The 24,206-nt window shown below is 72.0% G+C and carries 19 protein-coding genes; 15 read left to right on the plus strand and 4 right to left on the minus strand.

What is annotated here, in order from left to right; translation table 11 throughout:
* The first annotated feature begins 49 nt into the window (after positions 1-49).
* Entirely contained in the window at positions 50-931 is an 882-nt protein-coding gene (locus IF67_RS0127405; RefSeq protein WP_051818664.1) for an ABC transporter ATP-binding protein, read from the plus strand.
* Here IF67_RS0127405 and IF67_RS0127410 read toward each other — a convergent pair.
* A complete protein-coding gene (locus tag IF67_RS0127410) occupies positions 915-1,262 on the minus strand; it encodes an SCP2 sterol-binding domain-containing protein (protein ID WP_030990071.1) in 348 nt (115 codons plus the stop codon). The two genes, IF67_RS0127405 and IF67_RS0127410, sit on opposite strands and share 17 nt — an antisense overlap.
* 74 nt (positions 1,263-1,336) lie before the next feature.
* On the opposite strand from IF67_RS0127410, the gene IF67_RS0127415 reads away from it, so the two are divergent.
* The 6 genes from IF67_RS0127415 (at position 1,337) to IF67_RS0127440 (ending at position 8,501) form a co-directional block, all read left to right on the plus strand.
* Positions 1,337-1,669, plus strand: coding sequence for a hypothetical protein (locus IF67_RS0127415; protein ID WP_107050313.1), 333 nt, complete (start codon positions 1,337-1,339; stop codon positions 1,667-1,669).
* A gap of 7 nt (positions 1,670-1,676) precedes the next feature.
* Positions 1,677-2,492: a TlyA family RNA methyltransferase gene (locus tag IF67_RS0127420; RefSeq protein WP_030990075.1), complete on the plus strand. Its 816-nt coding sequence runs from the start codon at positions 1,677-1,679 to the stop codon at positions 2,490-2,492.
* Between the two features lie 59 nt (positions 2,493-2,551).
* Positions 2,552-3,430 (plus strand): NAD kinase, encoded by an 879-nt coding sequence (locus IF67_RS0127425; RefSeq protein WP_030990077.1) that lies wholly within the window; start codon positions 2,552-2,554, stop codon positions 3,428-3,430.
* Between the two features lie 650 nt (positions 3,431-4,080).
* Positions 4,081-5,808, plus strand: a complete 1,728-nt coding sequence (gene recN / locus IF67_RS0127430; RefSeq protein ID WP_030990079.1) for a DNA repair protein RecN — start codon at positions 4,081-4,083, stop codon at positions 5,806-5,808.
* Between the two features lie 209 nt (positions 5,809-6,017).
* Complete coding sequence (locus tag IF67_RS0127435; RefSeq protein WP_030990082.1) at positions 6,018-6,809, plus strand: hypothetical protein; 792 nt, start codon at positions 6,018-6,020, stop codon at positions 6,807-6,809.
* A 528-nt stretch (positions 6,810-7,337) separates the two neighbouring features.
* Complete coding sequence (locus IF67_RS0127440; protein WP_030990084.1) at positions 7,338-8,501, plus strand: glycosyltransferase family 4 protein; 1,164 nt, start codon at positions 7,338-7,340, stop codon at positions 8,499-8,501.
* Positions 8,502-8,578: 77 nt separating this feature from the next.
* Here IF67_RS0127440 and IF67_RS0127445 read toward each other — a convergent pair whose 3' ends face one another.
* Positions 8,579-10,213 (minus strand): PucR family transcriptional regulator, encoded by a 1,635-nt coding sequence (locus tag IF67_RS0127445; protein WP_030990087.1) that lies wholly within the window; start codon positions 10,211-10,213, stop codon positions 8,579-8,581.
* Between the two features lie 63 nt (positions 10,214-10,276).
* Positions 10,277-11,362: a LacI family DNA-binding transcriptional regulator gene (locus tag IF67_RS0127450; RefSeq protein WP_030990089.1), complete on the minus strand. Its 1,086-nt coding sequence runs from the start codon at positions 11,360-11,362 to the stop codon at positions 10,277-10,279.
* Between the two features lie 140 nt (positions 11,363-11,502).
* Here IF67_RS0127450 and IF67_RS0127455 point away from each other — a divergent pair, with 140 nt between their 5' ends.
* Positions 11,503-12,588 carry a glycoside hydrolase family 16 protein gene (locus tag IF67_RS0127455; RefSeq protein ID WP_030990091.1) on the plus strand — a complete coding sequence of 362 codons (1,086 nt, stop codon included), beginning with the start codon at positions 11,503-11,505 and terminating at the stop codon, positions 12,586-12,588.
* The gene (locus IF67_RS0127460) at positions 12,585-13,769 is read left to right on the plus strand and encodes a beta-1,3-glucanase family protein (RefSeq protein ID WP_030990093.1); all 1,185 of its coding nucleotides are present in this window, start codon (positions 12,585-12,587) and stop codon (positions 13,767-13,769) included. Before IF67_RS0127455 ends, IF67_RS0127460 begins: the two co-directional genes overlap by 4 nt.
* Before the next feature lie 71 nt (positions 13,770-13,840).
* On the opposite strand, the gene IF67_RS0127465 is transcribed toward IF67_RS0127460, so the two are convergent.
* A complete protein-coding gene (locus IF67_RS0127465; RefSeq protein WP_030990095.1) occupies positions 13,841-15,652 on the minus strand; it encodes a glycoside hydrolase family 15 protein in 1,812 nt (603 codons plus the stop codon).
* Between the two features lie 437 nt (positions 15,653-16,089).
* Here IF67_RS0127465 and IF67_RS0127470 point away from each other — a divergent pair, with 437 nt between their 5' ends.
* The 6 genes from IF67_RS0127470 (at position 16,090) to IF67_RS0127495 (ending at position 24,199) form a co-directional block, all read left to right on the plus strand.
* On the plus strand, positions 16,090-17,745 hold the full coding sequence (locus IF67_RS0127470; RefSeq protein ID WP_030990096.1) for a CTP synthase: 1,656 nt from the start codon (positions 16,090-16,092) through the stop codon (positions 17,743-17,745).
* Between the two features lie 98 nt (positions 17,746-17,843).
* Positions 17,844-18,470: an NUDIX domain-containing protein gene (locus tag IF67_RS0127475; RefSeq protein WP_030990098.1), complete on the plus strand. Its 627-nt coding sequence runs from the start codon at positions 17,844-17,846 to the stop codon at positions 18,468-18,470.
* A 157-nt stretch (positions 18,471-18,627) separates the two neighbouring features.
* A complete protein-coding gene (locus IF67_RS0127480; protein WP_030990100.1) occupies positions 18,628-20,772 on the plus strand; it encodes a tetratricopeptide repeat protein in 2,145 nt (714 codons plus the stop codon).
* Positions 20,773-20,940: 168 nt separating this feature from the next.
* The gene (ald, locus tag IF67_RS0127485) at positions 20,941-22,056 is read left to right on the plus strand and encodes an alanine dehydrogenase (protein WP_030990104.1); all 1,116 of its coding nucleotides are present in this window, start codon (positions 20,941-20,943) and stop codon (positions 22,054-22,056) included.
* 488 nt (positions 22,057-22,544) lie between these two features.
* Positions 22,545-23,561, plus strand: coding sequence for a ParA family protein (locus IF67_RS0127490; protein WP_030990106.1), 1,017 nt, complete (start codon positions 22,545-22,547; stop codon positions 23,559-23,561).
* The gene (locus IF67_RS0127495) at positions 23,558-24,199 is read left to right on the plus strand and encodes a hypothetical protein (RefSeq protein WP_030990108.1); all 642 of its coding nucleotides are present in this window, start codon (positions 23,558-23,560) and stop codon (positions 24,197-24,199) included. Before IF67_RS0127490 ends, IF67_RS0127495 begins: the two co-directional genes overlap by 4 nt.
* Positions 24,200-24,206 lie beyond the last annotated feature (7 nt).

Below are 24,206 nucleotides of genomic sequence, written 5' to 3' on the forward strand. Positions count from 1 at the left end.
GCCGGCAGCCGCGCAACAGCAGAGTTACGACAACCCCAGGAGTTCCGAAGTGAGCCGTCTCACGGCCGAGCACGTCACCCTCGCCTACGACCAGCGGGTCATCGCCGAGAACCTCTCGGTCGCCATCCCCGACCAGTCCTTCACGGTCATCGTCGGCCCGAACGCCTGCGGCAAGTCCACGCTGCTGCGCGCGCTCTCGCGGATGCTCAAGCCGGCCACGGGGTCGGTGCTGCTGGACGGTTCCGCCATCTCCTCGCTGCCGGCCAAGAAGGTCGCCAGGACGCTCGGGCTGCTGCCGCAGTCCTCGATCGCCCCGGACGGCATCACCGTCGCCGACCTGGTGGCGCGCGGCCGCTACCCGCACCAGGGGCTGCTGCGGCAGTGGTCGGCCGACGACGAGCGGATCGTCCAGGAGTCGATGGCGGCCACCGGGATCGGCGAGCTGGCCGACCGCTATGTCGACGAGCTCTCCGGCGGGCAGCGGCAGCGGGTGTGGATCGCGATGGCGCTCGCCCAGCAGACCCCGCTGTTCCTGCTCGACGAGCCGACGACGTATCTGGACATCCAGCACCAGATCGAGGTGCTGGACCTGTGCGCCGAGCTGCACGAGGAGCAGGGCCGGACGCTGGTCGCGGTGCTGCACGACCTCAACCACGCGGCCCGTTACGCGACCCATCTGATCGCCATGAAGGACGGCGCGGTCGTCGCCGAGGGCGCGCCCTCCGACATCGTCACGGCGGAGCTGGTGCAACGGGTCTTCGGGCTCAGCTGCCAGATCATCGAGGACCCGGAGACCGGCACCCCGCTGGTCGTCCCGGCCGCACGCAAGCCCCGTAAGGGCGGCACCGGAAGCGGCCGGGCGTCGGCGGAGAAGCCGGAGCGGGCCGGGGACACCGCGAAGGGCGAGGCTGCGACTACAGCAGTGTCCTGAGCCGCAGCAGGTCGCGCAGGCCGGCCTCCAGCTTGACGCGACCGCTGCCCCAGGCCTTGGCGAAGTTCAGCTTGCCGTCGACCAGGTCGACGAGGTCGTCACCGGCCATGGACAGGCGGATCTCGGCCTTGTGCGGGGGCGGGCCGGGGACGCTGGCCACATCCTGGATGGCGCCGTGGGACAGCCGCCCGAGGAAGGTCACGTCGAGGTCCGTGATGCGGCAGCTGAGCGAACGGTCGAGCGCGGCGGCGCCGCGGACGTTGCCGTCCGCCGAGGACAGATTCTGGGCCAGCCGGTCGAGAGCGGCACGGCACTGGTCGAGGGTTGCCATCGTGATCGACGATACGCCAGGTCGGGGACGGCTCGTTCGTCCTTGTCGGCCTTTGCCAAGGTAGCGTCGGAGGCATGGAACAGCCGATGTCCGGCCCGGAGCCGGAGGCGCCCGCGGAAGCCGCGCCGGAGCTGGACGGTCACACCCGGCCGGACGCTGCGGCGGAGCCGGGCGGACCCGCCGGGCCGCAGCCGATCGGAGTGGGGACGACACCGACCGGTGAGGCCGCGGTCGACACCGCGCTGCGCCGTCTCACCGATGCGGACCACCTCCCCGCGAGCGGACACCTGCGGGTGTACGAGGATGTGCATCGTGGGCTGCGCGATGTGCTGGCCGGTCTCGACCAGCACCCCGGGCCGCCCGCACCTTCCTCGAATTTCTCGACGCCGCACGACAACAGGAGCTGAACCACAGGTGGCAGGAGTGGCACGACGCCGACTCGACGCGGAGCTGGTGCGCCGCAAGCTGGCCCGTTCGCGCGAGCACGCGAGCCAGCTGATCGCCGCGGGCCGGGTGACCGTCGGCGGTGCGACCGCGACCAAACCGGCCACCCAGGTGGAGACCAGCGCGGCGGTGGTCGTACGCGAGGACGAGGGCGACCCCGACTATGTCTCGCGCGGCGGGCACAAGCTCGCCGGCGCCCTTGCCGCCTTTGTGCCCCTGGGCTTGAAGACCGAGGGCCGGCGGGCGCTGGACGCGGGCGCCTCGACCGGTGGTTTCACCGATGTCCTGCTGCGCGCCGGTGCGGGTCATGTCGTCGCCGTCGACGTCGGATACGGACAGCTCGCCTGGTCGTTGCAGAGCGATGAGCGGGTCACCGTGAAGGACCGCACCAACGTACGGGAGCTGACCCTCGAACAGATCGACTCGCAACCGGTCGATCTCATCGTCGGCGATCTCTCGTTCATTCCGCTGGGGCTCGTGCTGCCCGCGCTGGCGCGGTGTGCGGCGCCCGACGCGGACCTGGTGCTGATGGTCAAGCCGCAGTTCGAGGTCGGCAAGGAGCGGCTGGGCAGCGGCGGGGTGGTGCGCAGCGCGGAGCTGCGGGCCGAGGCGGTGCGCGCTGTCGCGCGGCGGGCGGCGGAACTGGAATTTGGCGTACTTGGCGTAACTGCGAGCCCACTGCCTGGACCTTCCGGGAATGTCGAGTACTTTCTGTGGCTGCGCGCCGGGGCGCCTGCACTCGACCCGGCGGACGTCGACCGTGCAGTGGCGGAGGGGCCTCGTTGACCACTACCCAGGCAGTTGAAGGCAACGCAGCACACGAGAACACCGGAGCCGCGCGGACGGTGTTCCTGCTCGCGCACACCGGCCGCCCCGCGGCCATCCGCAGCGCCGAACGCGTCGTCCAGGGGCTGCTGCGCAGCGGTATCGGGGTGCGGGTGCTGGCGGAGGAGGCAGCGGACCTGCCGCTGCCGCCGTCGGTCGAGCGCGTCGAGTCGGAACAGTGCGCGGCCGAGGGCTGCGAACTGCTGGTGGTCCTGGGCGGGGACGGCACGCTGCTGCGCGGCGCGGACTTCGCCAGGACGTCCGGCGTCCCGATGCTCGGCGTCAACCTCGGCCGGGTCGGCTTCCTCGCGGAGGCCGAACGCGACGACCTCGACAAGGTCGTCGACCGGGTCGTCACCCGCGCCTACGAGGTCGAGGAGCGGATGACGATCGACGTCCTCGTACGCAACAACGGCAATGTCGTGCACACCGACTGGGCCCTGAACGAGGCCTCGGTGGAGAAGGCCGCGCGCGAGCGGATGCTGGAGGTTGTGACCGAGGTCGACGGCCGGCCCGTCTCGCGCTTCGGCGGCGACGGGGTGGTCTGCGCGACACCGACCGGCTCGACCGCGTACGCGTTCTCGGCCGGCGGCCCCGTGGTCTGGCCCGAGGTCGAGGCCCTGCTGATGGTGCCGATCAGCGCGCACGCCCTGTTCGCCAAACCGCTGGTCACCTCGCCGCGTTCCGTGCTGGCGGTGGAGGTCCAGCCCAAGACCCCGCACGGCGTCCTGTGGTGCGACGGCCGCCGCACCGTGGAACTCCCCGCGGGCGCCCGCGTCGAGGTCCGCCGCGGCGCCGTCCCCGTACGCCTTGCCCGTCTGCACCATGCCTCCTTCACGGATCGTCTGGTGGCCAAGTTCGCCCTCCCGGTGGCGGGGTGGCGGGGGGCGCCGCACTGAGGACCTGCTCCGGCAGATCATGGCCGGACAGCCCCTGGATATGCCCCCGGACGCGGCTTTCACGGCTTGTGGCGCGGTAAGGGTCGGCCGTCGCCGTCACGTGATACCGGGTGATACCGGGGGCGGCCACTCCCGCTGCCGCGGTGTGGGCGGGGTGTGACCGTTCCCCTCCTCCAGGCGACTTTGCATATCGGCATATGGATCGAGTGGATCGCGATATGGATCGAGTAGATCGCGCCGGGGAGCGGGGCGGCGGCCGTGCCCCGATGCTGTGGTCTGCCGGTCCGGCCGCCGCGCGGTGGCCGGGAACGCCGTCTGAACGCCGTCCGCCGCGGTCGCAAGGAGCATCGTCATCGATGCGCGGGCAGCGGTCGCCGCACCCCATGTCACCGCCCCTGCCTGGGCAAATGCGAGCGCTGCCCTGTTCCCGGTCGGACGGCGGCCACGCAGTGCCGAAGGCGCCGGTCCACTCGACAGGAGCTCACCTCCCGTCCCGGACCGTGATCGGCCGGACGGCAGAGCGTGATCGCGCGCCATGGGCAATCCGCCCGTTTTCTGCTGCGGTTTTCCGCAGGGTCGGTGGCAGGAGTGAGGGAGGCCGTCGCGGGGCGGCCCCCGGACCTCGTAAGGTCGTATCCGTGTTGGAGGAGATGCGGATCCGGTCCCTGGGTGTCATTGACGACGCCGTTGTCGAGCTTTCCCCTGGCTTCACGGCGGTGACCGGCGAGACGGGCGCGGGCAAGACCATGGTCGTCACCAGCCTCGGCCTGCTGCTCGGCGGGCGCGCCGACCCCGCCCTGGTGCGGATCGGCGCCAAGTCGGCGGTCGTGGAGGGCAGGATCAGCGTCGGCCCCCAGACCCCCGCTGCCGTGCGGGCCGAGGAGGCCGGCGCGGAGCTGGATGACGGCGCGCTGCTGATCAGTCGCACGCTCTCCGCCGAGGGCCGTTCGCGCGCCCACGTGGGCGGCCGCTCCGTACCGGTCGGCCTGCTGGCGGAGTTGGCCGACGACCTGGTCGCCGTACACGGACAGACCGACCAGCAGGGCCTCCTGCGCCCGGCCCGGCAACGCCAGGCCCTGGACCGCTACGCCGGGGACACGGTCGCCGTACCGCTCGCCAAGTACACCGCCGCCCACCGCAGGCTGCGCGCCGTCGCCACCGAACTGGACGAGCTGACGACCCGGGCCCGCGAGCGTTCACAAGAGGCCGATCTGCTGCGTTTTGGCCTCGACGAGATCGCGGAGGCCGAGCCGCAGCCCGGCGAGGACACCGAACTCGCCGCCGAGGCCGAGCGGCTCGGTCACGCCGAGGCACTGGCCTCCGCGGCGACCGCCGCGCATGCCGCGCTGGCCGGCAATCCCGAGGACCCCGAGGGCATCGACGCCACCACCCTGGTCGCCGGCGCACACCGTGCGCTGGAGGTCGTACGCAGCCACGATCAGGAGCTGTCCGCGCTCGCCGAGCGGCTCGGCGAGATCGGCATCCTGATGGCGGACGTCGCAGGTGAGCTGGCCAGCTACGCGGACGGTCTGGACGCCGACCCGTTGCGGCTCGCCGCGGTCGAGGAGCGCCGTGCCGCGCTGAACCATCTGACACGCAAATACGGACAGGACATCGCGGCGGTGCTGGCCTGGTCCGAGGAGAGCGCCGGCCGGCTCGCAGAACTGGACGGCGACGACGACCGGATCGGTGAACTGGCCGCCGAGCGGGACGCGCTGCGCGCCGAACTGGGCGAACTGGCACAAACGTTGACCGATGCCCGCACGGCATCCGCGACGCGTTTCGCCGATGCGGTCACCGCCGAACTCGCCGAACTCGCCATGCCGCACGCCCGTGTGACCGTCGAGATCGGCCAGACCGAGGTTGCGGAGGACGCCGACGGCATCGAGGTCGGCGGCCGCACCGTGGCCTACGGACCGGCCGGTGCGGACGAGGTCGAGCTCCTGCTGGCCCCGCATCCGGGCGCACCGCCCCGTCCGATCGCCAAGGGGGCGTCCGGCGGTGAGCTCTCCCGGGTGATGCTCGCCGTCGAGGTGGTCTTCGCCGGTTCCGACCCCGTACCGACCTACCTGTTCGACGAGGTCGACGCGGGGGTGGGCGGCAAGGCGGCCGTCGAGGTCGGCAGGCGGCTGGCCAGGCTCGCGAAGTCGGCGCAGGTCGTGGTCGTCACGCACCTCCCGCAGGTCGCGGCGTTCGCGGACCGTCAGCTCCTCGTGGCGAAGACGAACGACGGATCGGTCACCAGGAGCGGCGTCAAGGTGCTGGAGGGAGAGGAGCGGGTCCGCGAACTCTCCCGGATGCTGGCCGGCCAGGAGGACTCCGAAACGGCCCGCGCGCACGCCGAGGAACTGCTGGAGACGGCGCGTACGGGCAGCTGAGCGCTCCGCGGGAAGTGCCGCGAGGTGCCGTGAGTCGGCTGTGGCTGGGTCTGGGGCTACGGCGGCTACGGCGCGCGGGGGGAGGCCAGCGGCCGGCCATGGGATTCACGCGGGCGGAGGCCGTGGCCGGGCCGCCGCGTGACCGGGTGGTTCTCGCCCCTAGGGTGACGGGAGTTGAGCGCGGCAGGGCGCCGGGCGAGGGGAGCGACATGGTGGCGGTGGCGGGCAACAGGGTGCTGGGGCGGATCTCGTCGCTCTTGGCGGCGGCAGGGGCGACCAGGGCCACCTACACGGCGCTGAGGAAGCGGCCGCCGGGTGGTGCCGTCCTGTGGGAGCGGAAGAACTACGCCGGCCGGACCGTGCACCTCCACGCAGGACTCGCGACGGCCACCGGTACCGCGCTCGCCGCCGCCGCCGCACCGGAGCTGCCCGCCCGGACCCGTACGGCCGCGGCGCTGGCGGTGCTGGCCGCCGGGGGCTGCGGGGCGTACGACGACGTTTTCGGGGCCGACGACCCCCGCCGCGGATTCCGGGCGCACCTCTCGGCACTCAAGGACGGAGAAGTCACCACCGGAGCCGTGAAGCTGTTCGGGATCGGTGCCGCCGGGCTCGCCGCCGGCGCCCTCCTCAAGGAGCGCCCGGCCGACAAGCTGCTGGCCGGTGTGGTCATCGCGGGCTCGGCCCATCTGGTGAACCTGCTGGACGTCCGGCCGGGCCGGGCGGCCGGCGCCGTACTGGCCCTCGGTGCGCCCGGCCTGCTGCGCCGTGGTCCGGCGGGCCCGCTGTCCGCCGCGCCCATAGGGGCTGCGGCAGCCGTCCTCGGCGACGACCTCGGGGAGCGCACGATGATCGGGGACGCCGGGGCGCATGCCCTCGGCGCGGCGCTCGGCCTCGCCATCGTCACGGGCAACGGCCGCCGCGGACTGGCCGCGCACGCCGCGGGGCTGATCGCCGCCGCGGCAGCTGGGGACCGCGTCAGCCGGGCGGCCGCAGCGATCTGAGGCGTGAACGGGGGCGAGGCCGCGGGCTGTCCCCCTTCCCGCACATCACGCTGCCCTACGCTTCAATCCCCACGTGCCCCGCCACCCTCTGCTGTCACCCCCGTACTCCCCACCCTCTGCCGTCCCTCCCACGCCCTCCGAGCGCTCCTTCCCCATAGCCCATCGATTCGGGTGAACACCGGGCGCTCTGGACAGCGGCGTACGCGCCCCCTGTCGCGGCGCAGGCGCACTCCAGGGAGCGGACTCACTCGAAAGAGCCGGTAACCCGCGCGGGCGGTTTGTCGCCCATGTGGGTGATCTGGTGGGCGCTGAGGTGAGACTTCCCACCGGAACGGCGGGCCGACGGTGCCGAATTGGCGTCGCCGGGCTGGCATCCTGGGCGCGGTGCGCAGTCGCGGGCGTGCTCGCCCCGTCCTGCCCCTCCGCCGGGAAGCGGACGGGTCGCGGTCGCGCGTCTCAGCACCCTGTAGTAAACGGACCGACTCGCCGGTACGGCCCGTCCCGCCCCCGACCCAGGAGCCCGACCACGTGATCAGCACCCCGACCTCGGCGCACGGGTTGTCGCCGCTGCGCACGGTCCAGGTGCTCGGGAACGGCAGCGCCGGCAGCGCGGCACATGTCCGCTCGCTGGCCGAGGGGCTGGTCGCGCGCGGGGTACGGGTGACTGTCTGTGCCACCCCGGAGACCGAGGAGGCCTACGACTTCACCGGCGCGGGCGCGCGGTTCGTGCATGTCCCTCCGCGGACGGACCCGGCGAGCGTGGCCTCGCTGCGCAGCGCCTGCTGGGATGCGGACCTCGTCCATGCGCACGGTCTGCGGGCCGGCCTGCGCGCCTCGATGGCATTGCGCGGACTGCGCGGCCCCCGGGGCGGGCGGCGGGTTCCGCTGGTCATCACCTGGCACACCAAGGCGCACATCGAGGGCGCGCGGGCCGGGCTGGTGCATCTGACGGAGCGGCGGGTGGCGCGGGCCGCGGCCGTCGTCCTGGGGGCCTGCTCCGACCTCGTGGACCGGGCGCGCGAGCGGGGCGCGCGGGACGCACGGCTCGCGCCGGTCGCGATTCCACGTCCCCGGTCGGGCGGTGCACCGGCCGAGCCGGAGAGCCATGACCGGATGCGTCACAAGGAGCGGGCCGAGCTGGGCGCGGTGGACCGCCCGTTGCTGCTCGCGGTCGGCCGTCTCGACCCGGCCCAGGGGCATGACCTGCTGCTGGACGCGGCGCACGCCTGGTGTGCGCTCGACCCGCAGCCGCTGATCGCCATCGCGGGGGAGGGGGAGCAGCGGACCGCGCTACAGCGGCGGATCGACGTCGAGCAGCTGCCCGTCCAGCTGCTCGGCCGTCGCGACGATGTGCCCGAACTCCTCGCCGCCGCCGACCTGGTGGTACTGCCCAGCAGGTGGGAGGCGCGCTCGCTGATCGCCCAGGAGGCGCTGCGGGCCGGGGTGCCGCTGGTCGCCACCGACACCGGAGGCACCCGCGAACTGGTCGGCCGGGCCGCGGAACTGGTCCGTTACGGCGACGCCGCCGCCCTGGCCCGTACGGTCCGTGCGCTCCTCGCCGACCCCGCACGACGGGACGCGCTCGCCGCGGCGGGCCGCGCCCAGGCGGCCGGCTGGCCCAGCGAGAACGACACCGTCACCCAGGTCCTCAGCGTCTACGACGAGTTGACCCAGCCGATTCAGCCCGTCTAGGGGATCTCTCCCCGGTCTCCGTGGACCTGCGACGCTCCCCCGGCCAACGCTGGGAAGTGCCCCCGGCCCCCGCCCCGCTAAGGCTTCTCCGTATGCCGCCTCGCGCGCAGGGCCAGGCGCAGGCCGAGGACCGTCTGCGGATCGTCCAGGTCCGTGCCCAGCAGCTGGGCGATGCGGGCCAGCCGGTCGTACAGCGTCTGCCGGTTCACGTTCAGGTCGCGGGCGGTCTCGGCCTTGCGGCCCGCGCTGGCCAGATAGGCCTCCAGTGTCGGCAGCAGCGGCTGACGGGCGCCCCGGTCGTGGACGAGCAGCGGCCCGATGGCGCGCTCCACGAAGTCGGTGAGCATGCCCTGGTCGCCGTGTTCGCGCATCCGCCACAGCAACAGCTCGATGTCCAGCCGGCGGGCGTCGTACCAGAGCTGTTCCGGCAGTCCCTGGGCCGAGGCCGCCGCCTCCGCGGCATGCCGCAGACCGGGCCCCGCCGCCGCCCAGTCGCCCGGTGTACCGACGACGACCACCGGGCGGTGCGCGGCCGGCCGGTCCAGGCCCGCGCGGACGACTCCCGCGCGCAGCGCCTCGGCGATCCGGTCGGCGAGCGCCTCGCGGTCCTGGCCCGCGCGGAGCGAGACGAGCAGCGGGACCCGGTTCTCCACGGGGCGTACGCCGAGGAGTACGGGCACCCCGGGGGCGGCGAGTTCCTCGCGCAGGGCCTGGGCGAGCAGCGCCCAGCTGCCGGGGGAAGGGAGGCCGGCCGGCAGCCGCATCACCACGGGGAGCACGGGCTCCGTCCCGGGGCGGAAGCCCAGCAGGCGGGCCTGGGCGGGCGCCTCGGACGCGGAGATCCGGCCCTCCGCCAGGTCGGCGAGGAAGTCGCCGCGGCCACGGGCGGCGAGCACCTCCTCCTGGCGGGACTGGAGCATGACCACGGCGAGGAGGTCGGCGGCGCGCTCGGCGGCGATCCGGTGCACCGGTGCCAGGGGGGCGTTGACGGGCAGCAGGACGAGGCGGGCGCGGACCGCGTCGGGGCCGTGTCCGCCGCCGGGGACGTCGATGCGTACGCCGGTGTCGCGCAGGCCCTCCCAGGCCAGCAGCGGGTCGGCGTCCGCGGGGCCGCCGTCGTCGTCGCTCTCCGGCCCCGCCGCGTACAGCGGGCTGCCGTCGGGCGCCTCCAGACAGAGCGGGTTGCCGGTGAAGACGGCCAGCAGCCGCAGTACCTCGGGGGCGCCGCCGCCGTGCAGCAGCACGTCGGTGCAGCGCCGCAGGATCTCGTCGGCGCGCCGCAGCAGCGCATAGTGGCTGTTGATGATCTCGGTGTGGATCGCTTCGGTGACCGTGACGTACGGGACCTCGCGGTGCAGCTGGATCAGCGGGAGCCCGCTGTCCCGTGCGGCGTCGACCAGCGCGGCGGGCAGCGATTCGAAACGGGAGCCGAGCTCCACGACGAGAGCCGCGATCTCGCGGTCCGCGAGCTTGCGGATGAAGGCGCGCTGCTCGGACGGCCGGGCACCCAGCCCGAGGCCGGTGGTCAGCAGCAGCTCGCCGCCCTTGAGCAGCGAGGCGATATGCGGGACCTCGCCCGCGTGCACCCAGCGCACCGGGCGGTCCAGCCGGTCGCCGCCGGCCAGCACCTCCGGCAGACCGCGTCGCAGCGCGGGCAGCTCCAGCGCCCTGCGTACCGTGATCTCGGCTTCGATCTTCGCTTCCGGCCCCATGGCGTCGAACGGTACCCGTAGTCCGCTGTCCGGAGCCGTCTGGTCCGGACAGCGGCCCGCCGCTTACGCCGACTCCCGCACCACCAGCCGCGCCTCCGTGATCACCGGCGCAAGCCCCGCCGCACCCGCGCCCCGAGCCTCCTCCACGCCGGGCGAGCCCTCCGCCCCTGGGGCCTTGCGCGGATCCAGCAGCCGCAGCAGCAACCGGGCCATCAGCCGCCCCATCTCCTCCACGTCCTGCCGCACCGTGGTCAGCGGGGGATCCGCCCAGGCCGCCGGCTCCAGATCGTCGTAGCCGACCACCGCCACGTCGTCCGGCACCCGTCGCCCGCGGGCCCGCAGGGTGCGCAGCGCGCCGTTCGCCATCAGGTCGGAGCAGGCGAAGACGGCATCCAGGTCGGGGGCGGCATCGAGAAGCTCGGCCATGGCCCGCTCGCCGCCCCGGGCGGTGAACCCGCCGTCCGCGATCAGCCGCGGATCCGGCTCCGTGCCCAGCGCCTCACGGTAGCCGTCGAGCCGGTCCACCGCCGAGGTCTGGTCGAGCGGTCCGGTGATCACGGCGATCCGGCGGCGGCCGCGGCCGAGGAGGTGGCGTACGGCCTGGCGGGCGCCGCCGCGGTTGTCGGTGTCGACGTACAGCGGCCGTGGCGCGCGGCCGGCACCCGCCCAGTCGGGCCGGCCGCCGTAGACGGTGGGCAGTCCGGCGCGCTCGGCCATGGCGGGCAGCGGGTCGTCGCGGTGCAGCGAGAACATCAGCGCGCCGTCGACATGCCCGGCCGACAGGTAGCGGCCGATGCGGTCGTAGTCGTCGCGGTGCTCGACGAACATCAGCAGGAGCTGGGTGTCGGCGGCGGCCAGTTCGCGGCTGATGCCCCGTAGTTGGCGTCCGAAGAACGGATCGCTGAAGACTCTGGTCTCCGGCTCCGCGATCACCACGGCGACCGCTCCCGTGCGGCGGGTGACCAGGGAGCGGGCCGCGCTGTTCGGTACGTAGCCCAGCTCGGCCACCGCCTGGCGGACCCGTTCCTGGACCGCGGCCCGTACGCCCGCACCGCCGTTGACCACACGGGACACCGTTGCGCGGGAGACCCCGGCGAGCGCCGCCACCGCCTCCAGCGTCGGTCGTGGACCGTTCGGCTCAGACACCACACAACTCCTTTTTCCATACGGCGACTTGACGGTGTGCCGTCGAGTCGGCAGGGTTCACAGCGCACGATATGAGAGCGCTCTCACGACGGACCTCCCCACGGAACTCCTCACTCCCCCCACTGCAACGAGGAGAGAATGTCATGAGCATGAGAAATCGGCCGGGCGGCCGGATACAAGAGCGGCTGCCGAAACGGCCGGAGGAACGGCGGCAGAAGCGGGCGGGCCTACTGCTCCTCGCCGCGAGCACCGCACTCGTCAGCACCTGTGCGCTCACCCTCCCGACGGCGTCGGCCGAAGAAGCGGGCCCCGCCCCGCACGCCGCCCCTGCAACGCCCGCCGCCCCCACCGCCTTCCAGGAAGTCTGGCGTACGGACTTCGACGGCGCCGCCGGATCACGCCCCTCCGCCGACGACTGGATCACCGACACCGGCACCGGCTATCCCGGAGGCCCCTCCAACTGGGGCACCGGCGAGCGCGAGACCTACACCGACCGCCCCGAGAACCTCCAGCTCGACGGCGCGGGCCATCTGAAGATCACGGCCTTGAAGGACGGAGCCACCTGGACCTCGGGCCGCATCGAGTCCCGGCGCACCGACTTCGCGGCCCCGGCCGGCGGCAGGCTCCGCATCGAGGCGAGCATCCGGATGCCCGATGTCTCCGGTGACGGTGCGCTCGGCTACTGGCCGGCGTTCTGGACGCTGGGTGCCGAGTACCGCGGGAACTACGGGAACTGGCCGGGCATCGGCGAGTTCGACATCATGGAGAACGTCAACGGCATCAACAAGGTCTGGGGCACGCTGCACTGCGGCGTCAACCCCGGCGGGCCGTGCAACGAGACCCAGGGCAAGGGCAGTTCCCGCGCGTGCCCGGGCAGCGCCTGCCAGGCCGGATTCCACACCTACGCGCTGGAGCTCGACCGCACCGACGGCGCCGCGGAGTCGCTGAACTGGTACGTCGACGGACAGAAGTTCCACACCGTGAACTCCTCCGAGACGGACGCCGACACCTGGGCGAAGGCCACCCACCACGGCCACTTCCTGCTGCTCAACCTCGCGATGGGCGGCGGATTCCCGGACGGGGTCGCGGGCTTCGCCACCCCCACCGACGCCACCCGGCCCGGCGGCTCCCTCCTCGTCGACCATGTCGCGGTCTCCGTCCAGCAGCCCGGTCAGGCCCGTACCGCCCGGCCCTCCCACCGCACCGCCCCGCAAGGAGCCACCTCATGATCACTCGCCGCAGCCTGCTCGGCGGCCTCGCCGCCGGCGCCGCCACCGCCTCCGGAATCGCCCTGGCCGGCCGCGCGACCGGCGCCACCGTCCCGGCCGCAGGCTCCACCCGGACCGGCCGCGCCGCCGCCGGGATGCCCCTGCACCTCGTCAACGACTCCGGCGAGTACGCCAACTCCTCGGTCTGGATCTACATCGTCGGCAATGACGGCACCCAGCAGGTGCACGTCACCCCGGATGGTGAACTCAAGCCCGTCGCCATGGCCGACAACGGCCCGGACGGTTTCACCGACTACGCCATCCCGCTCGCCGCCGGCACCACGACCGTCCAGTTGCCGTACATGTCCGGCCGGATCTACACCGCGCTGGGCGGCAAGCTCAAGTTCAAGGCGGTCCAGGACGGCAACGGCAAGGCCGCCCTCGCCTACCCGGCGGGCTGGGTCTCCGGCGACCCCAACTACGACGTCCTGCACGACTGCGCCGAGTTCACGTACAACTCCGGCGGGATGTACTGCAACACCACCATGGTCGACATGTTCAGCGTCCCGCTCGCGATCAAGCTCACCGGGGCCAAGGAACAGACCACCGGCACGCTCAAGGACGGCGCCCGAGCCAAGATCTTCTCCGATGTCAGGGCCGCCGACGGCTTCGGCCGCCTGGTCATCGACGACAAGCGGGTCATCGCCCCCGGCCACGGCCTGGACAGCGGACTGTTCGACAAGGACTACTTCGCCCCGGCCGTCGACGAGGCCTGGTCCGCCTACGCGGGCAAGGACCTGACCGTCACCACCGATGCGGGCACCTTCACCGGCCGGGTCAGCGGCGGAAAGCTCTCCTTCACCGGCCCCAAAACGATCTCCTTCGACAAGCCGTCCACCCGCGATGTCCTCTTCTGCGACGGCACCCTCGCGGCCCCCAACGACGGCACCCTCGGCCCGGTCGCCGCCATCCTGGGCGCCGCCCTCAACCGCTCCACCCTCATCTCGCAGGCACATCAGCCCACCACCGACCCGGCCGCCTTCTACCAGCAGCGGCTGACCAACCACTACGCCCGGTCCATGCACGCCGCGACGCAGGACGGCAAGGCGTACGGCTTCGCCTTCGACGACGTCGCCGGCTTCGCCTCGTACATCGAGGACGGCGCCCCGAAGGAGATCACCCTCACCCTGACCCCCTTCTGACAAAGAAAGGTGCCGTCCGAAAGCCGGACGGCACCACAGAACGCCGGGAGGTCAGCGCCCCGAAGGGGGCGCTAACCTCCGTAGGCCCCGCTGGCCGTCAGCCGCAGCGCGGTGTCGATCAGCGGAACATGGCTGAACGCCTGCGGGAAGTTGCCCACCTGCCGCTGTGCCTTGGGGTCCCACTCCTCCGCGAGCAGCCCCAGGTCGTTGCGGAGCGAGAGCAGCTTCTCGAAGAGCTTGCGGGCCTCGTCCACCCGGCCGATCATCGCCAGATCGTCGGCGAGCCAGAACGAGCACGCCAGGAAGGCGCCCTCCTCACCCTCCAGACCGTCCACCCCGAGATCGTCCGCACCGGACGTCGGGTAGCGCAGGACGAAGCCGTCCTCGGTGGACAGCTCCCGCTGGATCGCCTCGATCGTGCCGATGACGCGCTTGTCGTCCGGCGGCAGAAAGCCCATCTGCGGGATCAGCAGCAGCGAGGCGTCCAGCTCCTGCGAGCCGTAGGACTGGGTGAAGGTGTTGCGTTCCTTGTCGTAGCCGTTCTCGCAGACATCCCGGTGGATGGTCTCGCGCAGGTCCTTCCAGCGCTCCAGGGGCCCGTCGACGTCCCCGGACTCGATCAGCTTGACCGTGCGGTCGACCGCGACCCAGGTCATGACCTTGGAGTGCACGAAGTGCCGGCGCGGGCCGCGGACCTCCCAGATGCCCTCGTCCGGCTCGTCCCAGTGCTTCTCCACCCACTGGATCAGCTTGAGCTGGAGCAGCGAGGCGTAGTCGTTGCGGGCCAGGCCCGTCATGTGCGCCAGGTGCAGCGCCTCGGTGACCTCGCCGTAGACATCGAGCTGGAGCTGCCCCGCGGCGCCGTTGCCGACCCGCACCGGACGGGAGTTCTCGTACCCGGGAAGCCAGTGGAGCTCGTTCTCGCCCAACTCCCGTTCACCGGCGATGCCGTACATGATCTGGAGGTTCTCCGGATCGCCGGCCACCGCCCGCAGCAGCCACTCCCGCCACGCCCGCGCCTCTTCGCGGTAGCCGGTGCGCAACAGGGAGGACAGCGTGATCGCGGCGTCCCGGAGCCAGGTGAAGCGGTAGTCCCAGTTGCGTACGCCGCCCAGGCACTCCGGCAGCGAGGTCGTCGGCGCCGCCACGATCCCGCCGGTCGGCGCATACGTCAGCGCCTTGAGCGTGATCAGCGAGCGCACCACCGCATCGCGGTAGGGGCCGTGGTACGTGCAGTGCTCGACCCACTCACGCCAGAACTCCTCGGTGGCCTCCAGCGAGCCCTCCGGGTCCGCGACGGCCGGCGGCGGCTTGTGCGACGGCTCCCAGCTGATCGTGAACGCGATCCGCTCACCCGGCGAGACGGTGAAGTCGGAGAACGTCGTCAGATCCTTGCCGTACGTCTCCGCCGCGGTGTCCAGCCACACCGAATCGGGGCCCGCGACCGCGACCGTACGGTCGTCCACCTTGTGCACCCAGGGCACGACCCAGCCGTAGGAGAACCGCATCCGCAGCTGCGAGCGCATCGGCACACGGCCGCTGACGCCCTCCACGATGCGGATCAGCTGCGGCGCGCCATCACGCGGCGGCATGAAGTCGATCACGCGGACCGTGCCGCGCGGGGTGTCCCACTCCGATTCCAGGACCAGTGAATCGCCCCGGTAGCGCCGGCGGTCGGCCGGTGCGGGCCGGCCCCCGGGGCCGTTGACCGGCCCCATCCGCCAGAATCCGTGCTCCTCCGTGCCCAGCAGCCCTGCAAAGACCGCCGGGGAGTCGAAGCGGGGCAGACACAGCCAGTCCACTGTGCCGTCCCTGCACACTAGAGCGGCGGTTTGCATATCGCCGATAAGTGCGTAGTCCTCGATGCGCCCGGCCACGTGCATCTCCCGTCGAACTGGAGTCACGCCCCCCATGGGACGTTGTGATCTGTCCGTCCTGCCCATGAAACGTCGCCGAGCAGCGGGACCGGAAATCGGGCGGGGGTGGTGCCTTCCCGGACGGCTCGTTGCGAGTGTCCGAGCAGGATACGACGCACGTGGGTGATCCGCGCGACCCTCGCGACGAGTGAGGCGGTCCAAATGGGTGGCCTCCGTCACGTGATGGTGTCACCCCGGCAGCTACTGCCAGGTTCGCGTGTGTGGCCGGACACGACCATGCCCGGTCGCTGATAGCCTGGTACCCCGTGGACCGGTGGGACGCAGATAGATGTCACGGCAGAAGTCACGGCACCCCCGAACCGCAGCGACGGCACCCTGAATCACCAGGCCCCACGCCGCATCGCACCTCTCCACCTCGCGACCACGGGAGCTCCCTCTTGGCCATGCCGCCCAAATCCACGACGACCAAGCACCTCTTCGTCACCGGGGGCGTCGCCTCCTCGCTGGGCAAGGGGCTCACCGCCTCCAGCCTGGGTGCTCTCCTCAAGGCGCGCGGCCTGCGGGTCACGATGCAAAAGCTCGACCCGTACCTGAACGTCGACCCGGGAACGATGAACCCGTTCCAGCACGGCGAGGTCTTCGTCACCAACGACGGAGCCGAGACCGACCTGGACATCGGCCACTACGAGCGATTCCTGGATGTCGACCTCGACGGCTCCGCGAACGTGACCACCGGCCAGGTCTACAACACCGTGATCGCCAAGGAGCGGCGCGGCGAGTACCTCGGTGACACCGTGCAGGTCATCCCGCACATCACCAACGAGATCAAGCACCGCATCCGGCGGATGGCGACCGAGGACGTCGACGTCGTCATCACCGAGGTCGGCGGCACCGTCGGCGACATCGAGTCGCTGCCGTTCCTGGAGACGGTCCGCCAGGTCCGCCACGAGGTCGGCCGGGACAACGTCTTCGTCGTGCACATCTCGCTGCTCCCCTACATCGGCCCGTCCGGTGAGCTGAAGACCAAGCCGACCCAGCACTCGGTCGCGGCGCTGCGCAACATCGGTATCCAGCCCGACGCGATCGTGCTGCGCGCCGACCGCGAGGTCCCGACCGCCATCAAGCGCAAGATCTCGCTGATGTGCGACGTCGACGAGGCCGCGGTCATCGCCTGCCCGGACGCGCCGTCGATCTACGACATCCCGAAGGTCGTGCACGCCGAGGGCCTGGACGCCTTCATCGTGCGCAAGCTGGACCTGCCGTTCCGTGATGTGGACTGGACCCAGTGGGCGGACCTGCTGGACCGCGTCCACAACCCCGACCACGAGGTCAAGGTCGCGCTGGTCGGCAAGTACATCGACCTGCCGGACGCCTATCTCTCGGTCACCGAGGCGCTGCGGGCCGGCGGCTTCGCGAACAAGACCCGCGTGAAGCTGAAGTGGGTCACCTCCGACGACTGCAAGACCCCGGCCGGCGCCGCCGAGCAGCTCGCGGACTGTGACGCCGTCTGCATCCCCGGCGGCTTCGGCGACCGCGGTGTGGACGGCAAGGTCGGCGCGATCACCTACGCCCGGGAGAACAAGCTCCCGCTGCTCGGCCTGTGCCTGGGCCTCCAGTGCGTGGTCATCGAGGCGGCCCGCAACCTGGCCGGTATCGCGGGCGCGAACTCCACCGAGTTCGACCCGGCCGCCGCCGACCCGGTCATCTCCACGATGGCCGAGCAGATGGACATCGTCGCAGGTGAGGGCGACATGGGTGGCACGATGCGGCTGGGTATGTACCCCGCCAAGCTCGCCGAGGGCTCCATCGTCCGTGAGGTCTACGACGACCAGCCGTACGTCGAGGAGCGCCACCGCCACCGCTACGAGGTCAACAACGCCTACCGCGCCGAACTGGAGAAGAAGGCCGGGCTCCAGTTCTCCGGCACCTCCCCGGACAACAAGCTCGTCGAGTACGTCGAGTACCCGCGCGAGACGCACCCCTACCTGGTCGCCACCCAGGCGCACCCGGAGCTGCGCTCCCGCCCGACCCGCCCGCACCCGCTCTTCGCCGGGCTGGTGAAGGCCGCGGTCGCGCGCAAGACGGGCACCGCGAAGTAAGAGAAAGCACGGCGGATACGGTTGCCGGGGTACGGCCTCTTCGAGGTCGTGCCCCGGTTTCTGCGTTGGGTACACGGCAACACACAGGAGGACGCGCCATGGCGATCAAGGACACCCCCGAGGAGTGGACGGTCACCGCGACCACGACGCCGTTCACCGGGAACAAGACCAGCGTGCGCACCGACGAGGTCGTCATGCCGGACGGCTCCACCGTCACGCGCGACTACCAGGTCCACCCCGGTTCCGTGGCCGTCGTCGCCCTCGACGACGAGGGCCGGGTGCTGGTGCTGCGCCAGTACCGCCACCCCGTGCGCCAGAAGCTGTGGGAGATCCCCGCCGGGCTGCTCGACATCCCCGGTGAGAACCCGCTGCACGCGGCGCAGCGCGAGCTGTACGAGGAGGCGCACGTCAAGGCCGAGGACTGGCGGGTGCTGACCGATGTGTACACCACGCCCGGCGGTTGTGACGAGGCTGTGAGGATCTTCCTCGCCCGGGGGCTGTCCGAGGCCGAGGGGGAGCGCTTCGAGGTCTCCGAGGAGGAGGCCGACATGGAGCTGGCACGGGTGTCGCAGGACGAGCTGGTCCGCGGGGCGCTCGCCGGTGATCTGCACAACAACTGCCTCGTCGTGGGCGTGCTGGCACTCGCTGCGGCCCGGCTCGGTGAGGGGCTGGACGCGCTGCGCCCGGCCGATGCGCCGTGGCCGGCCCGCCCCTTCGAGGCCTGAGCCGCCGCTCCGCCACGAGCCGGTCGGATGATCCACCGATCCGATCGGGTGACCCAACCGCCCTGCTCGGCAGGGCACGTGACGGTCCGTGAACTACGCTCGGCAGCGTCCGTCCCGGCGGCGGACGCGTACGCGCAGGTGGACGGGAGCGTGACCGGTGACGGACCAGGCGGTGGGCGGGGAGCACCTCCCGCCGGAGACGGCGGACGGGCCTGCCACGGCAGCACCCGGACAGCGGGCATCGGGGTTCCGCCAGGCCGGCGGAACCGTCCGTCCCCTGGTCCCCGCGGCCGTCACCGCCCCCTCCGCCACCGGATTCGCCGGCCGCCGCCGCGAGCTCAAGGCGCTGCACGCCGATATCGCCCGGGCCGGCCTGGACACCCTCTCCGGCCGCAAGGGCGCCCGCAGCCGGGTGCTGCTGATCGCCGGCCGCCCCGGCTCCGGGCGTACGGCCCTGGCCGAGGAGCTGCTGCGCGAGCTGGCCGGCAACCATCCCGACGGTGTGCTGAGGGCCACACTGACCGGGCCGGGCGGCGAACCGGCCGACCTCGGCCGCGCCGCGCGTGACCTGCTGGCCGTGCTCGGCGTCGACGCCCCACCGGGCGCCGCCGAGGACGAGCTGACCGAGCTGCTGCGCGGTGCGCTCGCCGGGCGCCGCGCCCTGCTGTTCCTGGACGACGCACGGGGCGCCGAACAGGTCGAACCGATGCTCCCCGACGCCCCCGACTGCCTGGTCGTGGTGGTCTCCCAGGGGCCGCTGACCGGCATTCCGGACGTCCGGCCGTGTGCCCTGGGCGGCCTGGACAGCGTGGCCTGTGTCGAGATCCTCAGCCGCTACGCCGGGCCGACCCGGATCACCGTCGACCCGCGGACCGCCGACAGCGTCGCCGAGGAGTGCGGTGGCCAGCCCGCCGCGCTGGTGCTGGCCGGTGCCTGGCTCGCCGCCCGCCCCAAGTCCTCGGTCGCCGATCTGCTCCAGGCGCTGCACGCCGTCCCGCTGCCCCCGGACCTGCCCACCGGCGCCCGCCCGCTGTTCCGTGCCTTCCGGCTCGCCTATGACGCGCTGCCGGCGCCCGCCGCCCGCATACTGCGGCTGATCACCCTGGCACCCGCCGGCCTCGTGGACGCCCATATCGCCTCCGCGCTGGCCGGCTGCTCGGTGGCCGCGGCCGCCACGACACTGGGCGACTTCGCCGCGCTCGGCCTGCTGCGGCCGGTCGCCACCGAGGGCGACGGGGCTGTGGGCGCGAGTACGCCCGATCCGGCCCTGCGCCCGCAGTACCGGCTGCCCGGCTGCCTCGACCCGCTGGCGCGCGAACTGCTCCGGGAACACGAGCGCCCGGCCGACGTCCAGCTGGCCCGCGCCCGGATGCTGGAGCGGACCGTACGCCTGCTCCAGTCCTGCCGGGCGATGGGCGAGCCGGCCGATTCGCCCGCCCGGCAGAAGGTCGCCGGGCTGCCGCGCTCGCTGCGCTTCTCCTCGCAGGGCGCCGCCGCGTACTGGCTGCGCAGCCGTCGCGGCGCCCTGCTCGACGCCGCCCGGATCGCCGTTGCCGACGGTGAACTCGACACCCTGGACCGTCGGTTGATGGCCGCGCTGACCCGGACGCTGCTCGCGCACCAGGGCCCGGAGGCCGCCGCGCCGGACCTCTACGCACTGCACGGACTCGTCCTTCAGGTCGCCGAGCGGCGCGGGCTGCCGCGGGAGAAGGCCGCCGCCCTGCTGAACCTCGCGGACCTGGACGGCCAGGCGGGGCGTACCGCTCAGGCGCTCACCCGTTACCGGGGTGCGCTGGAGGCGGCCCGCTCGGTGCAGGACCCGGTGGCGACCGGCCGGGCGCTGGAGTCGCTGGGCGGTACGTACACCGAGCTGGGCGACTGGCAGCGGGCCGCCGACTGGTACGGCCGGGCGCTGGAGCTGCGGCTCGCCCGTGACGAGGGCGCTGACGCGGCGCGGCTGCACGGCCGGATCGGTGGCGCGCACACCTACGCGGGCCGGTGGGGCGAGGCGCTCAAGGCCTGGCGGGCGGCCGTCGGGACGTATCGCAGGATCGGCGATGCGGCCGGCCAGGCGCGGGCGACCGGTGAGGCGGCCCGGGTGCAGGAGTACGCGGGGCGGCCCGAGGACGCGCTGCGGACCTGTCTCGAAGCCCTCGACATCGCCCGGAAAGCGGGCGACGGACGACTGGAGGCGGCACTGCAACTACGGATCGCGGACACCCTCGAGAGGCTCGGCGACCCAGCAGCGGCACGGCTCCATCGGGCCGTGGGGGAGCGACTCCTCGAAGATCACTCCAAGTGACCTGCGAAATCGGTGGTGCTTCTCGCGAGAATTAATGCTTTGCAAGGCTAGACAACGGGAGCTCCTTCAATAGACTGGCTGGGCCGCGTTCGGCGCGGTCAGTTCCGTCATGCAGCGCATGAGGGGATAATTCCTCCTGCACCCTCTCTTTCAAGGACCGTGATCGACGTGAAGGTCGGCATCCCCCGCGAGGTCAAGAACAACGAGTTCCGCGTGGCTATCACGCCCGCCGGAGTGAACGAACTCGTCCGCCACGGCCACCAGGTCTTCATCGAGAAGGACGCCGGTGTCGGCTCGTCCATCACGAATGAGGAGTACGTCTCCGCCGGTGCCTCCATCCTGGACACCGCCGATGAGGTCTGGGGCACTGCTGACCTGCTGCTGAAGGTCAAGGAGCCGATCGCGGAGGAGTACCACCGCCTCCGCAAGGACCAGACGCTCTTCACCTACCTGCACCTGGCCGCCTCCAAGGAGTGCACGGACGCGCTGCTGGAGTCCGGCACCACCGCGATCGCCTACGAGACCGTCGAGACGGCCGGCCGCCAGCTGCCGCTGCTCGCCCCGATGTCCGAGGTCGCGGGCCGTATCGCCCCGCAGGTCGGCGCCTACCACCTCATGCGCCAGGCCGGCGGCCGCGGTGTGCTGCCCGGTGGCGTCCCCGGTGTCCACGCGGGCAAGGCCGTCATCATCGGCGGTGGCGTCTCCGGCTGGAACGCACTCCAGATCGCCGTGGGCCTCGGCTTCCACGTCACCCTGCTCGACAAGGACATCAACAAGCTCCGCGAGGCCGACAAGATCTTCGGCACCAAGGTGCAGACGATCGTCTCCAACGCCTACGAGCTGGAGAAGGCCGTCGTCGAGGCCGACCTCGTCGTCGGTGCCGTCCTGATCCCCGGCGCCAAGGCCCCCAAGCTGGTCACCAACGAGCTCGTCGCCAAGATGAAGCCCGGAAGTGTTCTTGTCGACATCGCGATCGACCAGGGCGGCTGCTTCGAGGACTCCCGTGCCACCACGCACGCCGAGCCGACCTTCCCGGTCCACAACTCGGTCTTCTACTGCGTCGCCAACATGCCCGGCGCGGTGCCGAACACCTCCACCCACGCGCTCACCAACGCCACGCTGCCCTACATCGTGGAGCTGGCGAACCGCGGCTGGGTCGAGGCGCTGCGCCGTGACCCGGCGCTGGCCAAGGGCCTGAACACGCACGACGGCAAGGTGGTCTACGGTCCCGTCGCCGAGGCCCACGGCCTCGAGCACGTCGAGCTGCGCACCCTCCTCGGCTGAGGCGTCAACGAAGCGCGTCAACGCTGCATCACCGGCCGGGCCTTGTCGACAAGGCCCGGCCGGCCGCATGTGCGGCCCGCGGAACGCTTCATTCCGGAACGCCGGGCCCCAACTCGCCGCGAACGTGACCCTTTAGCCGATTCGCGCCCCCCTGAAACTTCGGTCCGATGGCATGTGCGCCCTTGACATCGGGGGTCCGGTTACCGACACATCGTGCCGGGTCCGGTGGATTGTGTTGCTGCGGACGCCCGACACGCCATAGAGTCGCCAACCGTCGGCATGGTGCCACGCTGACCTATCGATAAAGTTTCCTGGTCACATCCAAGGAGGTAAGACGACTTGTGAATGAGTCGACATTTACTCCCGGGGGTGGTCAACCAGGAGCGGTTGCACGGGGCCAGGGTCCCTCGGGGCTCGAGGCTGTCGGCTCCGTAGCGGTCCACACCTTCGCAGCCCACCAGAGCATTTCCACGACAGCCCACCAGAGCATGGACGGCCATCACGTGAACGCCATGGCCGGCGACCGGGGCAGTGGAGAACCCGCCCGTCTCGCCGACTACGACGACCTGCCCCAGGGGCACTTCTACGATCCGGACGCGGAGTACGAGCCGGACCCCGAATACGCCGCGACGCTCGCGCCGGACGCCGCGCGCCAGCGCCGAGAACGCGTCGGCCCGACCGGACGCCCGCTCCCTTATTTCCCCATCCCGGGACCGCTGTCCGACCACGGCCCCGCCAAAATCATCGCCATGTGCAACCAGAAGGGCGGGGTCGGCAAGACCACCTCGACCATCAACCTGGGTGCCGCACTTGCCGAATACGGACGACGGGTGCTGCTCGTCGACTTCGACCCGCAGGGCGCCCTGTCGGTCGGACTCGGCGTCAACCCGATGGAGCTCGACCTGACGGTCTACAACCTGCTCATGGAGCGGGGCATGGCGGCCGACGAGGTGCTCCTGAAGACCGCGGTCCCCAACATGGACCTGCTGCCCAGCAATATCGATTTGTCAGCGGCAGAGGTGCAGTTGGTCAGCGAGGTCGCGCGTGAGTCGACCCTCCAGCGCGCCCTGAAGCCGCTGCTGGCCGACTACGACTACATCGTCATCGACTGCCAGCCCTCGCTCGGTCTGCTCACCGTCAACGCGCTGACGGCGGCTCACAAGGTCATCGTGCCGCTGGAGTGCGAGTTCTTCGCGCTGCGCGGTGTCGCGCTGCTCACCGAGACGATCGAGAAGGTCCAGGAACGGCTCAACCCCGAACTGGAGCTGGACGGCATCCTGGCGACGATGTACGACTCCCGCACCGTGCACAGCCGTGAGGTCCTGGCACGTGTCGTCGAGGCCTTCGACGATCACGTCTATCACACCGTCATCGGCCGTACGGTCCGCTTCCCGGAGACCACCGTCGCGGGCGAGCCGATCACCACGTACGCCTCCAACTCCGTCGGTGCCGCCGCCTATCGTCAGCTCGCCAGGGAGGTGCTCGCCCGGTGTCACGCCGAGTGAGTCTGCCGGGCGCCGACGAACTGTTCCGTACCACCGGGGGAGGGGGGCTTCAGCCCTCCAGCCCCCGCCGTTCGGCGAACGGCTCCCCGGCCAACGGCGAGGCGCCCCGCGTGCCCGCACCGGCCGGCGAGCCCGATCCGGCGGCGGACGGGCCGGAGACGGCCACCGCGGTACGGCAGCGGCGGCCCGGGGCCGGCAGCTCGGACACCCCGGCGACGGCGGGTGACGGCGGACCGGCTACGCCACCGCGGGTGCCCGCCGTCGGTCCCTCGGCCGAGCACAGCGGCCGTGAGGCGGACGGCGACACCGGCAAGAGCCACCGGGCCCAGGCGGGGCAGGCCGGTTCGGACGCGGCCGCGGCGGCCGCGCAGGCCGGTGGCCAGGGCCGCCGGCGCGGGGGCTCCCGCGGTGCCAACCGCCGCCCCAGCGGCCGGGAACGGCACGACGAGAAGATCACCGTCTATGTCTCCGCCGAGGAGCTCATGGACCTCGAACATGCGCGGCTGGTGCTGCGCGGCGAACACGGCCTCGCCGTCGACCGCGGCCGGATCGTCCGCGAGGCGGTCGCCGTGGTCCTCGCCGACCTGGAGTCGCGCGGCGACGCCAGCATCCTGGTGCGGCGGCTGCGGGGGCGCTGACGCCCGG

This window comes from Streptomyces sp. NRRL S-1813, assembly GCF_000719605.1.
GTDB lineage: Bacteria > Actinomycetota > Actinomycetes > Streptomycetales > Streptomycetaceae > Streptomyces > Streptomyces decoyicus.

Excerpts from the sequence above, each read along its gene's own strand:
- IF67_RS0127470 (WP_030990096.1), top strand. The coding sequence starts at position 16,090 with ATGCCGCCCAAATCCACGACGACCAAGCACCTCTTCGTCACCGGGGGC.
- IF67_RS0127415 (WP_107050313.1), top strand. The coding sequence starts at position 1,337 with ATGGAACAGCCGATGTCCGGCCCGGAGCCGGAGGCGCCCGCGGAAGCC.
- IF67_RS0127445 (WP_030990087.1), bottom strand. The coding sequence starts at position 10,213 with ATGGGGCCGGAAGCGAAGATCGAAGCCGAGATCACGGTACGCAGGGCG.
- IF67_RS0127465 (WP_030990095.1), bottom strand. The coding sequence starts at position 15,652 with ATGCACGTGGCCGGGCGCATCGAGGACTACGCACTTATCGGCGATATG.
- recN (WP_030990079.1), top strand. The coding sequence starts at position 4,081 with ATGCGGATCCGGTCCCTGGGTGTCATTGACGACGCCGTTGTCGAGCTT.
- IF67_RS0127435 (WP_030990082.1), top strand. The coding sequence starts at position 6,018 with ATGGTGGCGGTGGCGGGCAACAGGGTGCTGGGGCGGATCTCGTCGCTC.
- IF67_RS0127410 (WP_030990071.1), bottom strand. The coding sequence starts at position 1,262 with ATGGCAACCCTCGACCAGTGCCGTGCCGCTCTCGACCGGCTGGCCCAG.
- IF67_RS0127455 (WP_030990091.1), top strand. The coding sequence starts at position 11,503 with ATGAGCATGAGAAATCGGCCGGGCGGCCGGATACAAGAGCGGCTGCCG.
- IF67_RS0127490 (WP_030990106.1), top strand. The coding sequence starts at position 22,545 with ATGGACGGCCATCACGTGAACGCCATGGCCGGCGACCGGGGCAGTGGA.
- IF67_RS0127460 (WP_030990093.1), top strand. The coding sequence starts at position 12,585 with ATGATCACTCGCCGCAGCCTGCTCGGCGGCCTCGCCGCCGGCGCCGCC.
- IF67_RS0127475 (WP_030990098.1), top strand. The coding sequence starts at position 17,844 with ATGGCGATCAAGGACACCCCCGAGGAGTGGACGGTCACCGCGACCACG.